Source organism: Glutamicibacter sp. GQ173 (genome assembly GCF_059759215.1).
This window is the reverse complement of the sequence record NZ_JCAXDT010000003.1, coordinates 138,695-152,572: the sequence shown is the minus strand read 5'-3', so window position 1 is coordinate 152,572 and position 13,878 is coordinate 138,695. Positions and strand designations below refer to the sequence as shown.

Below are 13,878 nucleotides of genomic sequence, written 5' to 3'. Positions count from 1 at the left end.
AGGAGAAAGTTCGGCAAATGCCCCAGCATTCTGCGCAGCGCCCCGCAAAACGCCCCACGCTCGCCGATGTTGCCCGCGCCTCCGGGGTTTCCGTTGCGCTGGCATCCATCGTGTTGCGAGAGGCCGAAGGGGCGAGCGAAGAGTCCAGGGCGCGGGTCAAGCAAGCCGCTGCGGATTTAGGCTACCGCCCTGATTCGCGCGCCCGCTCATTGCGCAGCAGCCGCAGCAGGACCCTGGGCCTGGCCCTGGCGCTCGGCGAACCGCTGCACGCCGAACTGGCAGATGCCCTCTATGCGCAAGCTGATAGCCAGGGCTTCGAAATCATCCTGGGCGCCACCGGCAAGCACCGCGATGAGCTCCGAGTGCTCAATACCCTCATTGATGCGGGAGTTGAAGCAGTCATCGGCGTCTTCCCTGAACTGCCGGCCACCCAACTGGCCCAGGCAGCCAAACAGCTTCCGGTCATCAGCTTGCTGCGCCAGGCCGAGGCAGTGCCCTCGATCATCACTGACGAGGCCGCGGGCATTGAGCAGCTGGTCAGCCACTTGGCCCGGCTTGGGCACAAGCGGATGCTGCACCTGGATGGCGGGACGGCCGTCTCGGCGCAACAACGCCGCGAAGCCTTCCTGGCCTCGGTTGAACGCACCAAGGCTTCGGGCCAGGTTCTGCACGCAGGTGCCGATGAGGCCGCGGCCTTCAAGGCCCTCCAGCACTACTTCGAGGCAACACCTCCAGGCGAGCGCGCCACGGCAATTCTGGCCTTCAACGACCGTGCCGCTCTGGGCGCCCGGCAGGCGATCGACCTTGCTGGCATAAGAGTTCCCGAGCAGATCAGCTTGACTGGCTACGACGACAGCGAGTTTTCACGGCTGGCGCATGCGGATTTGACCAGTGTCCGCCAGGACGTCGCGGCGTTGGCGAAGTCAGCGATGCAGGCAGCTCTGAATTCGCCTGGCCAGTCGAGCACGCACGCACCAGAACTCGTGGTGCGCGGCAGCACCGGCAAGCACACCGCTTAACGGGATCCGGCCCCACCCTAGGGGTGGGGACGGACCTCTTGGCTGGTGCCGGGATTTTGAATTATGCGCTGACCGAAGCTCTGACCTGGTAGATGGCTCCAGTGGAAACATCCTCTTCGAGGGCTTCGAGGGAGCGGCCGCGGGTTTCGGGCACCTGGGTTGCAACAAAGATCAGGGCCAGTACGCCGATTCCAGCGAAGATGAAGAAGCATCCGGTAATGCCGACCCCGGAGACCAGGGAGGGGAAGAACAGCGCCAGCACGCCATTGGTTCCCCAGCCGAAGAACACCGAGATGCCGATGCCCAGCCCACGCATATGCAGCGGGAAGATTTCTGCCAGCCAGACCCACACGGCAACGTTGAGGAAGGTCTGCATGGACATCACGAAGGCGACCACGAGAATCATGATGACAAGCGGGCGGATCGGGTTGCCCACAGGCAACAGCATGCCGGCGAAAGCCACCAGCATGTGACAGATGGTGGTCAGCGACAAGCCGATCAGGAACGTCTTGCGGCGATCCATGCGGTCCATATTGCGCAGCGCGATAATCCCGCCGATCACGGCAACTACGCCAAAGGCGATGTTGGCCAAGACCGCTTGCTGCTCCGACATCCCCGACTCTTCGAGCACTCTGGTTCCGTAGTACATGATCGAGTTGATGCCGGTGAGCTGCTGGGTCATCGAAACACCGATGCCGATGGCGATAATGCGCAACAGCCATTTGTTGGTCAGAATGGCCTTGATGCCTACCGGCTTGTTGTTCCGCTTTTCCTCTTCGGCCACGATTTCAATCTCATGGACTTCAGCCAGTGCGCGTTCGGCAGAACGCACGGTTTTGAGTATGCGCAGCGCTTCCGCGTAACGGCGCTTTTCCACGAGCCAGCGAGGGGATTCAGGCATGCGCAGCATGCCGAAGAACAGGGCCAAGGCCGGCAGGGCGCAAATGGCGAACATGATGCGCCAGACTCCGTCCACACTGCCGCCCAATACGGTGCCGATGATGGCATTCATGACAAACGCTGCCAGCTGGCCGGAAACGATGGCCAGCTCATTGCGCCCGGTGATGGATCCGCGGATCTCATAGGGTGCCAGTTCGGCCAGGTAAACCGGCACCACGGTCGATGCCCCGCCGACGGCCAGCCCGAGCATGATGCGTCCGGCGACAAGAACAGAGAAGCCCAATGGAGAGAAGGTTCCTGGTTCTGGGCCCGCTGGGGAGAAGACCACGAGCAGGGTACCGGCGAAGAACAGGACGGCAAGCATGATGATGGTTTTGCGCCGGCCCCAGGCATCGGAGATCTGCCCGCCGACCAGTGCGCCAATGGCAGCCGCGAAGACCAGGGAGCTGATCACCACGCCGACCTGCAGGAGATTCAGGCCAAGTTCGGCGGCCATCGGCCCCTCTGCGCCGTTGGCGACTCCGGTGTCGTAGCCGAAGAGCAGCCCTCCGAAGCAAGCGATGATGGAAATCAAACCGAGACGCTTGGAATGCGGTCCCGCGGTCAGTGGCGGGAGGCTCGGTTTGGCAGAGAGATTCTGCGCACTGGACATGGGAACTCCTTTGGTTTGCCCGGGTGAAAGCTTTGCTGGCCGTCGGCCATCCATCGGATCTTCTGCGATCCGGCTTCCTTCACACGGTGCGGCGGGGTGCTGCTTCGCATCATCCTGGCCCTGCCACATAAACTGAAAGTGATTGGCTTCACAGCCCTTATGTAAGGACAATACGTCATCAGTGTTTCTAGATCAAGAGTTGTGGACTAATTTGTCCTGACAAACACCACTTCGATGCCCGGTCTGAGAATCGACGCGGGCCTGCACGCGGATCCACCAAGACCCTGTCCACCCAAGTCATTACGGTAATTCAGCGAAATGGACGGGGTAGGCAAGGCCTCGATGAGCGCTCCCCGCAAAGTCCGCCAGAAGCAGGCCGAGGCCGGAACCACTGACTGGTTCCGGCCTCGAACACCTCCTGTCATGGCTGTCTTATACCTGGGCAGGCTTCCAATCCGCCTCGCCTTGCAGGGCCACCCTGCGCAGCAGCCCGGCCGCACGGCGAACTCCTTCTTCCGAATTGACCAGCACGTCCTCGTGCTCGATATTGAGCGTGCCGTCATAGCCGGCAGCGCGCAGCTCATAGACAAAATCAGCCCAGAAGGCTTCGCCTGCCGGGTGCCCCAAACCCAGGGTCACATAGTTCCAGGCCCGCTGCTGCCACTGCGTCATGGCGGTGCCATCGGGCAAGCCATTCGCGGCTACAAGCGGTGCGTTCAATCGCACGTCCTTGGCATGCACGTGCATGATGGTGCCAGCCAAGGCACGGATCACGCTAGGGATATCCGCCCCCATCGCCATCAGGTGCGAAGGATCCAGGTTGATGCCAACCCAGTCGCTGCCCACCGCATCGATCAACCGCTTGGCGGTCGCCGCGTTGTACACCAGCTGCGTAAAGCATGGTTCAATCGCCAGCTTGACGCGGTGCTCCTGGGCGAAAGCAGCAAGCTCCCGCCAATAGGGAAGGGCCACCTGCTCCCACTGGTGCTCCAGGATCGCCAGGTTTTCCGGCGGCCACGAGCTGGTCACCCAGTTCGGGGTGCTGTCCCCCGCAGCTCCGGGCAATCCGGACATGCACACGACCGTGGGGACGTCCATGAGCCGGGCCAGGCGGATCGTCTTGCGCAGCACCAAGTCCTGTTCCGGTCCCGATACCGGATGCAATTGGTTTCCGTTCGCGTTCAGCGCGCTGATGCGCAGCCCGGCCTGGGCAATCTTGCCCAGGTAGGCCAGGCGCTCCGCTTCATTATCCAGCAGGGCGTCAAGTTCCAGGTGCGGGGCCTCGGACCAATTGCCGGTAGGCAATTCGATGGAACCCAGACCCAGGTCAGCGGCAATGCCCAGGACCTCGTCGAAGCTTCGCGATGACAGCGAATCGGTGATCAATCCGATTTCCATGGTTGATTCCTTCCTTTAAAGATCGATGCCCGGCCCTTTGCGGACCGGGCATCTGTGCTTGCGCCTAGACGCGTGCGGCCTGGGCTGCAGCCACGCGGCTGCGCATCTGCTCCAACTGGAACTTGGAGACCTCAATGGCGTTCTCGTTCTCCGCGAAAACGCTCGAGACCATCACGCTCTCCTCGCGGTCGGCAAAGCCATTGGCCACCAAGCCGGAGAAGAACTCATCCCAGTTCACATCGCCGTCGCCAACCTTCAGGTGCTGATGCACGCGCACCGGATTGCCTGGCGGGTTGGTGATGTAGCGCAGGCCATGCGAGGCATGGTGGTTCATGGTGTCGGCCACGTGGACCACGCGAAGCCGCTCCCCCACCGTCTGCATGATCTCCAACGGCTGGTCCTTCATGTGGAAGGAATGCGAGGCAACATACACGAAGGAAAGATTCGGCGAATTCACTCCGCGGATCACCCGCCAGGCAGCCAGGCCCTCTTCCACAAAATCGTCCGGATGCGGGTCGATGGCCACGTTGATGCCCTCGCGCTCGATGATCGGCACCAGTTCTTCCATGGACCGGTAGAACGCGGCCTCGGATTCCTCGGCGCGTTCGGGACGTCCCGAGAACTCCGTATTCATCTGGGTCACCCCCAGATCCACGGCAATCTGGATGGCGCGCTTCCAATAGCGCACCGCTGCCTGGCGCAGGTTCTCGTCGGGCGAGGACCAGCGCAGCACCGGCAGCACCGAGGCGATGCCTACGCCGGCGCCCTTGCACTCAGCGGCCAGCCTTGCCACCAGATCATCGTCGGCTTTCGGATGGGTGAAGAACGGGATGATGTCCGCATGCGGAGTCAGCTGGATATGGTCATAGCCCAGCTCTGCGGCCAGCTTCGGGAACTCCAGCACCGAGTGCGTGGAATGGAATGGGGTGGGATCCAATGCGTATTTCATGATGCCCTAGCTGTAGAGATCCGGCTTGCTGTTCAGCTGCACGTCCACCTTGGCGCCGGTGCGCTGGGCTTCGACGCCGGCCTCGCAGCACGCTGCGGTGGCATAGCCGTCCCAGGCGCTCGGACCGCCCAGCTCGCCGCGCAATGCAGCATCCACCCACGACTGGATTTCGGTGTCATAAGCGGCGCCAAAACGTTCTTCGAAGCCCGGGGTGACCTTGCCGCCCCACTGGCCTGCGGTGCGCACATAGGGTCCCGCGTCATTGCCGATGGACACGATGCCATCCTCGAAGGAGGCCTGGGTGGCCACTTCGTAGCCGAACTTCGCGTTGACGTAGATCTCCACGTCAGCCAGCACGCCCGAGGTGGTTTCCACCAGCACATGCTGCGGGTCGTGCTGCCCATTAGGCGCATTGCGGGTGGCCTTGCCCAGGCGCACCTGCACGCTGGTGATTTCCTCGCCGGTGAAGTAGCGGATGGCATCGAATTCGTGCACCACCGAGTCATTGATCAGCATCTGATTGGTGAACCCCTCAGGGGTGCTCGGGTTGCGGTGCTGGTGGTGGAGCACCAGCAATTCGCCCAGGCCCTGGTTCTCGATCAGCTGGCGAAGCTGCTGGTACTCGGCATCAAAGCGGCGCATGAAGCCCACTTGGATGCGCTTGCGGCCCAGCTTCGCCTCGGCCTCGACGATTTCCCAGGATGAGGCGGCATCCGGGGTCAGCGGCTTCTCGCACAATACCGGAATATCTGCCTCGAGCACCTTGAGCAGTGCATCATGATGCAGGAAGCCCGGGGTGGCCAGCAGGACCGCATTCACCTCCCCGCTGGAAAGCGCGGCGTCCAGATCGGTGTAGCCCTTGGCTCCGGGAATGCCGTCAATCGCGGCGTTGACCCGGTCAAGGTCGATGTCGACCACGGCAGCCACCTCGGCTCCGGAGATGCGGTGGTGGATCCGCTGAATATGGTCGGCGCCCATGCGTCCGGCTCCAACGACGGCGACGCGCAGGATATCTGGCACGATATGTCCTTTCAAGAGTTCTTGGCTAGGTTCAGTCTGGCTTAAACGTGGCTGCGCGAGATGCAGCTGTGCAGATAATTACGGGTGCGGGTGGCAATCGGCAGCGGCACCGAGAAGTCCGCGACCGGGTACATGTCCTGCTCCACAATGCCGAAGATCGGGCGGCCCAGTTTCTCGACTTCCTGCAATACCTCGTTGAGGTCCGGCAGTCCCGCAGGCGGTTCGCACATGACCCCGGCGAGGTTGGCCGCGGCCCAGGTCATGTCCTGCTCGCGCACCGTGGCCAGGATGTCCGGGTTGATCTGCTTCAGGTGCAGGTAGCCGATGCGCTCAGGGAAGCGGCGGATCAGATCCACGCTGGACGCCCCGCCGTATTCGGCGTGGCCGGTGTCCAAGCACAGGGTGGTGTACTGCGGGTCGGTGACCTGAAGGAACTTCTCGATGTCGCTCTGGCCGCAGACATGGGAGTCGGCGTGGGAGTGGAACTGCTGCTTGAGGCCGAATTCCTCCTGCAGGATCTTGCCCAGCCGGTCATGGCCCTTGGCCAGCGAGTCCCAGCCGGCAGCATCCAGGGTGCCTGGTTCCAGCGCCTGGCCGGTGACATCGTCGCGCCACATCGCCGGGATCACCACAATATGCTCGCCGCCCATGGCGGCGGTCAGCTCAGCCACCTTGCGTGCTGGCTCCCATGCTTCCTCCCACGCATTGGCACTGCCATCGATCCCGCGGTGGAAGGCGGTGAAGACGGTGCCGGCGCAGACGTTCAGGTCTCGGGCGGCCAGCTCATCAGCGAGCTGGGATGGGTCGGTCGGCAGGTACCCGTAGGGGCCCAGCTCGATGGTTTTGTACCCGGCTTCGGCCACCTCGTCGAGGAAGCGCTGCCACGGGGTCTGCTTGGGGTCGTCGGCAAACCACACGCCCCAGGAGTCAGGAGCAGTTCCGATGGTGATGTTCTGTGCCATGATGCGTACCGTTTCTCTGGCTCAAAAGGCTAGTTGGAAGGGAAGTTGAAGGTCGCAGCCGTGCCCTTGGCTGGTTCTGGCCAGCGCTGGGTGATGGCCTTGCCACGGGTGTAGAAGCGCACGCCATCCGGGCCGTAGATGTGGTGCTCACCGAACAGCGAGTCCTTCCATCCGCCGAAGGAGTGCCAAGCCACCGGAACCGGCAGCGGCACGTTGACCCCGACCATGCCCACCTGGATGCGGCGGGTGTAGGTGCGGGCGTGGGCGCCGGAGGAGGTGAAGATGGCGGTGCCGTTGCCGTAGGGGTTGGCGTTGACCACTTCGATGGCCTCGCCCAGGGAATCCACGCGCAGGACCACCAGGACCGGGCCGAAGATCTCCTCGGTGTAGGCGCTCATCTCGCGGCTGACCTTGTCCAGGATGGTCGGGCCGACGAAGAAGCCGTTCTCGTGGTCCTTGACCACCAGGTCGCGGCCGTCGATGACCAGGGCGGCGCCGGCCTGTTCGGCCTCGCCGACGATCTTCTGCAGGCGGGACTTGGAGGCCGGGGTAATGACCGGACCCATGTCAGCCTTCTCATCCAGGCCGTTGGAGACGTTGACCTTGCGGGCGTGGTCGGCGAGCTTGTCCACCAGCGCGTCGGCGGCATCGCCCACGGCGACGGCCACGGAAATGGCCATGCAGCGCTGGCCGGCGGAGCCGAAAGCGGCGGCGTTGATGTGGTCGGCGGCCAGATCCATGTCGGCATCGGGCATGACCACGGCGTGGTTCTTCGCACCGCCCAGCGCCTGGACGCGCTTGCCGTGCTTGGAGGCGGTTTCGTGCACGTACTTGGCGATCGGGGTGGAGCCGACGAAGGAGATGCCGTCGACATCCGGGTGGGTCAGCAGGCCGTCGACAATCTCCTTGCCGCCGTGCAAAACCTGGAAGACGCCGTCGGGCAGTCCGGCCTGCTTGAACAGCTCGGCGATCAGCAGCGAGGCGGAAGGGTCGCGCTCGGAAGGCTTGAGGATGAAGGCGTTGCCGGTGGCGATGGCTACCGGGGCCATCCACAGCGGCACCATGACCGGGAAGTTGAACGGGGTGATGCCGGCGACCACGCCCAGCGGCTGGCGGAAGGAGAAGACGTCGATGCCGGTGGACACCTGGTCGGAGTACTCGCCCTTCAGCGACTGCGAAATGCCGCAGGCGTACTCCACCACTTCGATGCCTCGGCTGATTTCGCCGGCGGCGTCGGAGAGCACCTTGCCGTGCTCGCTGGTCACGATGCGGGCCAGCTCGTCGGTGTGCTCGGTGAGCAGCTGCTGGAAGCGGAAGAGGATCTTGCTGCGCTTGGCGATCGATACTTCGCCCCAGGTTTCGGAGGCGGCCTTGGCCACGGCCACGGCCTGCGCCAGGTCCTCATCGCTGGCCAGGCGCAGCTGGCCGGTGATTTCGCCGGTGGCGGGGTTGTAGACCGGCTGGGTGCCGGTGCCGGTGCCCGCGGAAGGGGCGCCGTTGATGAAGTGCAAGATTTCTTCGACGTCGGTGGCGGTGGTAGTCATTGCCGTATTTCCTTTGCTGTTTAAGAGTGTTCTGTTGCCGGCCCTAGCCCAAGAGGGGCTTCTGGCGCGCTTTGTTCTTGGTGTAGTTCTGGTAGGCCGCCGTGGTGCTCTCAAGCTCGGCGACTTCGCTGACCGGGACATCCCACCAGGATTCGCTGGAGGGAGCATCGGCGTAGAGGTCGGATTCGATGTGGATCAGGATCGGGCCGGAGCCTTCCTCGGCGGCCTTGGCCATGGCGATGGCTGCCGACAGGTCCTCGATGGCCTGCGGGCCCGGGGCAATCCGGATGACCTTCACGCCCAGGGATTCGGCGTTGGTGGCCAGGTCGATCGGCAGGGTGGAACCGTCATCGAAGCTGTGGCTTTCGGCATTCAGGGTGCGGTATTTGGTGCCGAAGCGCTGGGAGCCCAGGGACTCGGAGAGCGCGCCGATGGAGGCGTAGCCGTGGTTCTGGATCAGCACGGTGATCAGCTTCAGGCCTTCGGCCACCGCGGTGACCAGCTCGGTGTGCATCATCAGGTAGGAGCCGTCGCCCACCATGACCACCACATCGCGGTTCTCCTGGTCCCCGCGCTCAGCCTCGTCGATGGCTGCGCGCTTGATGCCCAGTCCACCGGCGATCTCATAGCCCATGCAGGAGAACCCGTATTCCACGTGGTAGCCGTAGGGGTCCGAAACCCGCCACATCTTGTGCAGGTCCCCGGGCAGCGAACCGGCGGCGCAAACCACCACGTCGCGGGGATCCATGGCCTGGTTCACCGCGCCGATAATGGCGTTCTGGCTGACCAGGGGGCTCAGGCGCTCGGCAAAAGCCTCGTCCACGGTGGCATCCCAGCGCTGCTTTTCGCTGGCGGCCTGCACTTCGAGGGCACCGTCGACGCGGTAGCCGGTCAATGCCTCGCGCAGCGCGATCAGCGCCTTGCGGGCATCGGCCACCACCGGAAGCACACTGCCGTGCTTGTAGGCGTCCAGTGCCGCGACGTTGATGTTCACGAACTTCACGTCCGGGTTCTGGAAGGCGGTGCGGCTTGCGGTGGTGAAGTCCTCGTAGCGGGTGCCGATGCCGATGACCAGATCCGCCTGCTCGGCCAGCGCGTTGGCGGCGGTGGTTCCGGTGGATCCGATGGCGCCGAGCGAGTACTTGGAGTCCCAGGGCAGCACGCCCACGCCGGCTTGGGTATTGCCCACCGGGATGCCGGTGGCTTCGCAGAATTCAGCCAGTTCCCCGGTGGCGAAGGCGTAGAGCACCCCGCCGCCGGCGACGATCAGCGGGCGCTTGGCGGCCCGGATCATCTTGGCTGCTTCGGCGATGTCCTGCGCCTCTGGCTCGGGACGGCGGATCTTCCACTCGCGCTCGGCAAAGAATTCTTCCGGGAAATCGAAGGCCTCGGCCTGCACGTCCTGGGGCAGGGAGATGGTCACCGCACCGGTTTCCGCCGGGTCGGTGAGCACCCGCAGCCCGTGGTGCAAGGCGCTGGCCAGCTGCTCCGGGCGGGTGACGCGGTCGAAGTACTTGGACAGCGGGCGGAAGGCGTCGTTGACGGTGATGTCATAGCCGTGGGGCATTTCCAGCTGCTGCAGCACCGGGTCCGCGGCGCGGGTGGCGAAGGTATCCGAAGGCAGCAGCAGCACCGGAAGGCGGTTTGCGGTGGCCAGGGCGGCACCGGTGAGCAGGTTGGAGGAGCCCGGGCCGATGGAGGTGGACACCGCGTAGGTGGCACGGCGGCGGGTATGCCGCGCATAGGCGACGGCCTGGTGCGACTGGGCCTGCTCGTTGCGGCCCTGGTAGTACGGCATCAGGCTCGGGTCCTTGGCCTGCCACTGCTTTAGCGCCTGGCCCACGCCGGCGACATTGCCGTGGCCGAAAATGCCGAACATGCCCGGGATCAGCCGTTCGCGGTACTGGGTTCCGCCGATGGAATCCACCGTGTACTGGCGGCCCAGGAATTCCACAACCGCCTGGGCGACGGTCATTGTGCGTGTAGTCATCGAGCTTTGTCCTTCTCAGCTGCGTACTGGTGCGGTGGTGTTCAGAAGCGATGCGGCGGTGGCCACGGCGGCGGCCACGTCCCCGTCCTCGGGGTAGAGCAGGGTCCGCCCCACGGTCAGCCCCTGGACCGAAGGCAAGGCCAGCGCGGCTTGCCAGGAGGCGAAGACCTCATCGGGATCTCCGGCAGGATCCCCGCCGAGCAGCACCGTGGGCAAGGTGGTGGCGGCCATGACCCGCTCCATGTCCTGGACTACCGGAATCTTCAGCCAGGTGTAGGCGCTGGACTCCCCCAGGCCGGAGGCGATGCCCATGGACTTGATCACGGCGTCCGGGCGCAGGTCGTTGACGACCTTGCCCTCGACCCTCTTGGAGATGAAGGGCTCGACCATGGCGACCAGCTGGTGCCGGGCCAAATCGGAGACCGCGTCGGCGGTGGCTTCCAGGGTCTTGACGGTGTCCGGGTCCTCATAGCTGATCCGGGTGAGCATCTTGCCGCCGTCCGCGCCCAGGGCGGCCAGGGCGGCCGCGGTGTGCCCGGTGAAGCGGTCGTCGATCTCGTTGACCAGGCCGGTCAGCCCGCCGCGGTTCATCGAGCCGAAGACCAGCTTGCCTTCCAGCGCACCGAGCAGCAGCAGGTCATCGAGGATATCGGGCGAGGCGAGCACGCCGTCGCAGGCCGGGTTCTGCAAGGCGATCTGCAGGCGGTCCAGCAATTGGCGGCGGTCGGCCATGGCGGTGGCCCGCTTGCCGACCGACAGCGCGCCGCGGGCCGGGTGGTCGGCGGCGATGATGAAGTTCTGGCGTCCCAGTACCGGGCCGGCGTGCTTCCGGCGGGCGGCCGCGGCGCGTTGCACCGATGCCGGATCTTCTAGCCGTTGGCGGGTGATGGATTCGTAGCGGCGGGGATCTTCGCGATCCACGCTCAGCTCGGTTGCCTGTTTCATGGCTAGACCAGGTCTTTCTGGGAGGCGGGGACGGTGCGGCCGCGCTCGGCCAGCAGGGCGTTGACTTCTTGCGGGGTAGGCATTGCGTCGGAGCATGCGACCTTGGAGGCGACGATGGCTCCGGCGGCGTTGGCGTAATCCAGAACCTGTTCCAGCGGCCATCCGGAGAGCAATCCGTGGCAGAAGGCCCCGCCGAAGGAGTCTCCGGCGCCCAGACCGTTGGCGGTCTGCACCGGAACCGGGGCGGAGACCACGCGTTCGGTGCGGGTCTTGGCCATGACGCCTTCGGGGCCGAGCTTGACCACGGCGATCTGCACTCCGGCCTCCAGCAGGCGGTCCGCCTGCTCATCCGGGGTTCCCTCGCCGACCGCGACGGTGCATTCGGTGTCGTTGCCGATGGCGACCGTGGCCGAGGCCAGCGCCTGGGTGACCTGTTCGCGGGCCTGTTCCACCGAGTCCCAGAACATCGGCCGGTAATCCAGATCCAGGATGGTGAACTGCCCTTCAGCCAGCGAGCTGGACGGGCGGGCCTCATAGGCTGCCAGCTGGGCGCTGCGCGAAGGCTCGCGGCTCAGACCGGTGACGGTGCTCCAGAAAATTTTCGATTTTTTCACTGCGTCGAGATCAATCTCGCTGGTATTGATGTTCCAGTCCGGGGCCATCGGGAATCGGCCGTAGAAGTACAGCGGGAAGTCATCTGGCGGCAGAATGGCGCAGAAGGTGACCGGTGTCTGCAAGCTGGCGTCGCGGGTGACCTGCGAGCGGTCTACGTTGTAGCGGTCCAGTTCGCGTTCCAGGAAAGTGCCGAAGTCGTCGTCGCCGACCTTGGTGATCACTGCCGCTTCGCGTCCATGCTGGGCTGCCGCCACCGCGACGTTGGTGGCGGAGCCGCCGAGGTACTTGCCGAAGGAGGTCACGTCGGCCAGGGATACGCCGATGTCGTTCGGGTAGACATCAACGCTGATGCGTCCGAGGGTGAGTACGTCGTAAGTCACGCAGATCGACGTCCTTTCGAGTCAGGAGTTCAGGGATCGGCCAGCTGCCGACAATGTGAACGGTGCCACAGGAAATACTTTGCACCATGAATCCAGCGCTGTCAAAGGTTTGTACTGACATATTTACAACATGAGTAACATAGTTAGTGCAGAACCCCGGAAATTCGGGGTTTTCACTCCGCTTCGGACGACGAAAAATAAAAATTTTCCGAATACTATGTCCTGACTTTATGACTTGATCGAGGTCGACTCAGGAGCCAAAACCACCCAGCGCGGCTCGGCGCCCGCCGAGCCATCGAGCACCTGATCCCCCTGGCACACCGGACCGCCGACCGCATTGCCCGGGAGCCGGATAACAGCCTCGGCAAACCGCGCAGCGATGAGCGCCGAACCAATCCAGGTGGTGGCGCATGGGCCAATAAGTGGCCGAAGAACTCTGCCTGGGACTTCGCGGCCTTGGGCAAGGGGCACGACACCGCATTCTGGACCGCATTCCTGGGGCCCTGCACGAGATGGATCCGCAGGTGCTCGTCGACATCGAGCATGAGGATGCCGAATTGCGTGCGGTTGAGGGCCTGGGAGTGGCACCCAAGGTACTGATTGTTGCCGACGCGGCCCCGGCCTCCTCGCTGGCCGCGAACTGGCCAACTGGCCCAACAACGAGGAAAGCCCGGAATTCACGGCTGTGAATTCCGGGCTTCCCCTATGAATTGTTCGAGTTCAGCAAACTGCCTCTAGACGGTGTGGACCACTGCTTCATAGTCGAAGCGCGCCTTGGGTGCACCGAGCTCGCTTTCAGCTGGCTGCCCGATGTTGATCACCAGGAAGCTCTTCTGCTCGCCTTCAGGGAAGAACGAGGCATCGATGGCCGAGAAGTCAGCGCCGGTCATCGGGCCAACGGCGAAGCCGAGGCTGCGTGCTGCCAGCATGAAGTAGCCAGCCTGCAAGTGTGCGTTGTTGTTGCCGGTGGCCGCAGTGAAGTCGGCATCAGCATCGTACATGGCCTTTGGCGCGTTGTAGCCTGGCAGGAAGTTGTCCCACTGTTCGTGCCATGCGGTGTCGTAGCTGAGGATGGCCACGAGCGGAGCTGCGGCAGTCTTGGCCTGGTTGCCATGGGCCATTGCATCAACCAGGGTGGCGCGGGCTTCATCCGAACGCACGTAGGTCACGCGCAGTGGCTGGGAGTTGAAAGCGGTCGGGCCGAATTTTGCCAGCTCGTAGATTCGCTGGGCCTGCTCCTCGGTCACCTCGCCGGTGAAAGCGTTAGCGGTGCGGGCCTCGCCAAAAATGGCGTTGAGCGCTGCGGTGTCGACCTGGTTTTCCTGGGTTGCAACAGTCATTGATTGCCTTTCGGATCAGCCCGGGGCCTGCATGCTGGCCATATTCGGACACTAATTTGTTCTACTCGTGTTCCAACCGCCTGGTTCTGAACATCATTCCAAGAATTAATGTGCTATGCACCACAAGGAGCCGCTGGCGTCCTTGGCACAGCGGGATCCCGGGG

The 13,878-nt window shown here is 63.9% G+C and carries 12 protein-coding genes and 1 pseudogene; 2 read left to right on the top strand and 11 right to left on the bottom strand.

Going from position 1 to position 13,878, the window contains the following annotated elements:
• The first annotated feature begins 17 nt into the window (after positions 1-17).
• The gene (locus AC6CHO_RS06725) at positions 18-1,019 is read left to right on the top strand and encodes a LacI family DNA-binding transcriptional regulator (protein ID WP_498214261.1); all 1,002 of its coding nucleotides are present in this window, start codon (positions 18-20) and stop codon (positions 1,017-1,019) included.
• 61 nt (positions 1,020-1,080) lie between these two features.
• Here the strand turns inward: AC6CHO_RS06725 and AC6CHO_RS06720 are convergent, their stop codons facing one another.
• The 10 genes from AC6CHO_RS06720 to AC6CHO_RS06675 form a co-directional block, all read right to left on the bottom strand.
• Positions 1,081-2,571: a sugar porter family MFS transporter gene (locus tag AC6CHO_RS06720; protein ID WP_498214260.1), complete on the bottom strand. Its 1,491-nt coding sequence runs from the start codon at positions 2,569-2,571 to the stop codon at positions 1,081-1,083.
• Positions 2,572-3,003: 432 nt separating this feature from the next.
• Positions 3,004-3,969 carry a sugar phosphate isomerase/epimerase family protein gene (locus tag AC6CHO_RS06715; RefSeq protein WP_498214259.1) on the bottom strand — a complete coding sequence of 322 codons (966 nt, stop codon included), beginning with the start codon at positions 3,967-3,969 and terminating at the stop codon, positions 3,004-3,006.
• 64 nt (positions 3,970-4,033) lie between these two features.
• On the bottom strand, positions 4,034-4,918 hold the full coding sequence (locus AC6CHO_RS06710; RefSeq protein ID WP_498214258.1) for a sugar phosphate isomerase/epimerase family protein: 885 nt from the start codon (positions 4,916-4,918) through the stop codon (positions 4,034-4,036).
• A gap of 6 nt (positions 4,919-4,924) precedes the next feature.
• Positions 4,925-5,938: a Gfo/Idh/MocA family protein gene (locus tag AC6CHO_RS06705; protein WP_498214257.1), complete on the bottom strand. Its 1,014-nt coding sequence runs from the start codon at positions 5,936-5,938 to the stop codon at positions 4,925-4,927.
• A gap of 41 nt (positions 5,939-5,979) precedes the next feature.
• The gene (locus tag AC6CHO_RS06700) at positions 5,980-6,900 is read right to left on the bottom strand and encodes a sugar phosphate isomerase/epimerase family protein (protein WP_146277067.1); all 921 of its coding nucleotides are present in this window, start codon (positions 6,898-6,900) and stop codon (positions 5,980-5,982) included.
• Positions 6,901-6,929: 29 nt separating this feature from the next.
• A complete protein-coding gene (locus tag AC6CHO_RS06695; protein WP_498214256.1) occupies positions 6,930-8,444 on the bottom strand; it encodes a CoA-acylating methylmalonate-semialdehyde dehydrogenase in 1,515 nt (504 codons plus the stop codon).
• 43 nt (positions 8,445-8,487) lie between these two features.
• On the bottom strand, positions 8,488-10,419 hold the full coding sequence (gene iolD, locus AC6CHO_RS06690) for a 3D-(3,5/4)-trihydroxycyclohexane-1,2-dione acylhydrolase (decyclizing) (protein WP_498214448.1): 1,932 nt from the start codon (positions 10,417-10,419) through the stop codon (positions 8,488-8,490).
• Positions 10,420-10,449: 30 nt separating this feature from the next.
• Positions 10,450-11,379 carry a Cgl0159 family (beta/alpha)8-fold protein gene (locus tag AC6CHO_RS06685; RefSeq protein ID WP_498214255.1) on the bottom strand — a complete coding sequence of 310 codons (930 nt, stop codon included), beginning with the start codon at positions 11,377-11,379 and terminating at the stop codon, positions 10,450-10,452.
• Positions 11,380-11,381: 2 nt separating this feature from the next.
• Complete coding sequence (gene iolC / locus AC6CHO_RS06680; RefSeq protein ID WP_498214254.1) at positions 11,382-12,374, bottom strand: 5-dehydro-2-deoxygluconokinase; 993 nt, start codon at positions 12,372-12,374, stop codon at positions 11,382-11,384.
• A gap of 228 nt (positions 12,375-12,602) precedes the next feature.
• Complete coding sequence (locus AC6CHO_RS06675; protein ID WP_498214253.1) at positions 12,603-12,845, bottom strand: hypothetical protein; 243 nt, start codon at positions 12,843-12,845, stop codon at positions 12,603-12,605.
• Between AC6CHO_RS06675 and AC6CHO_RS06670 the strand changes: the two are divergent.
• Positions 12,726-13,063: pseudogene (locus tag AC6CHO_RS06670) on the top strand (hypothetical protein); the annotation flags it as partial. The gene AC6CHO_RS06675 and the pseudogene AC6CHO_RS06670 sit on opposite strands and share 120 nt — an antisense overlap.
• Positions 13,064-13,108: 45 nt before the next feature.
• On the opposite strand, the gene AC6CHO_RS06665 reads toward AC6CHO_RS06670, so the two are convergent.
• On the bottom strand, positions 13,109-13,714 hold the full coding sequence (locus AC6CHO_RS06665; protein ID WP_498214252.1) for a malonic semialdehyde reductase: 606 nt from the start codon (positions 13,712-13,714) through the stop codon (positions 13,109-13,111).
• Positions 13,715-13,878 lie beyond the last annotated feature (164 nt).

Bases quoted from the DNA above. Each gene is read 5' to 3' on its own strand.
- AC6CHO_RS06665 (WP_498214252.1), bottom strand. From the start codon at position 13,714: ATGACTGTTGCAACCCAGGAAAACCAGGTCGACACCGCAGCGCTCAAC.
- AC6CHO_RS06720 (WP_498214260.1), bottom strand. From the start codon at position 2,571: ATGTCCAGTGCGCAGAATCTCTCTGCCAAACCGAGCCTCCCGCCACTG.
- AC6CHO_RS06710 (WP_498214258.1), bottom strand. From the start codon at position 4,918: ATGAAATACGCATTGGATCCCACCCCATTCCATTCCACGCACTCGGTG.
- AC6CHO_RS06685 (WP_498214255.1), bottom strand. From the start codon at position 11,379: ATGAAACAGGCAACCGAGCTGAGCGTGGATCGCGAAGATCCCCGCCGC.
- iolD (WP_498214448.1), bottom strand. From the start codon at position 10,419: ATGACCGTCGCCCAGGCGGTTGTGGAATTCCTGGGCCGCCAGTACACG.
- AC6CHO_RS06725 (WP_498214261.1), top strand. From the start codon at position 18: ATGCCCCAGCATTCTGCGCAGCGCCCCGCAAAACGCCCCACGCTCGCC.
- AC6CHO_RS06715 (WP_498214259.1), bottom strand. From the start codon at position 3,969: ATGGAAATCGGATTGATCACCGATTCGCTGTCATCGCGAAGCTTCGAC.
- AC6CHO_RS06700 (WP_146277067.1), bottom strand. From the start codon at position 6,900: ATGGCACAGAACATCACCATCGGAACTGCTCCTGACTCCTGGGGCGTG.
- AC6CHO_RS06695 (WP_498214256.1), bottom strand. From the start codon at position 8,444: ATGACTACCACCGCCACCGACGTCGAAGAAATCTTGCACTTCATCAAC.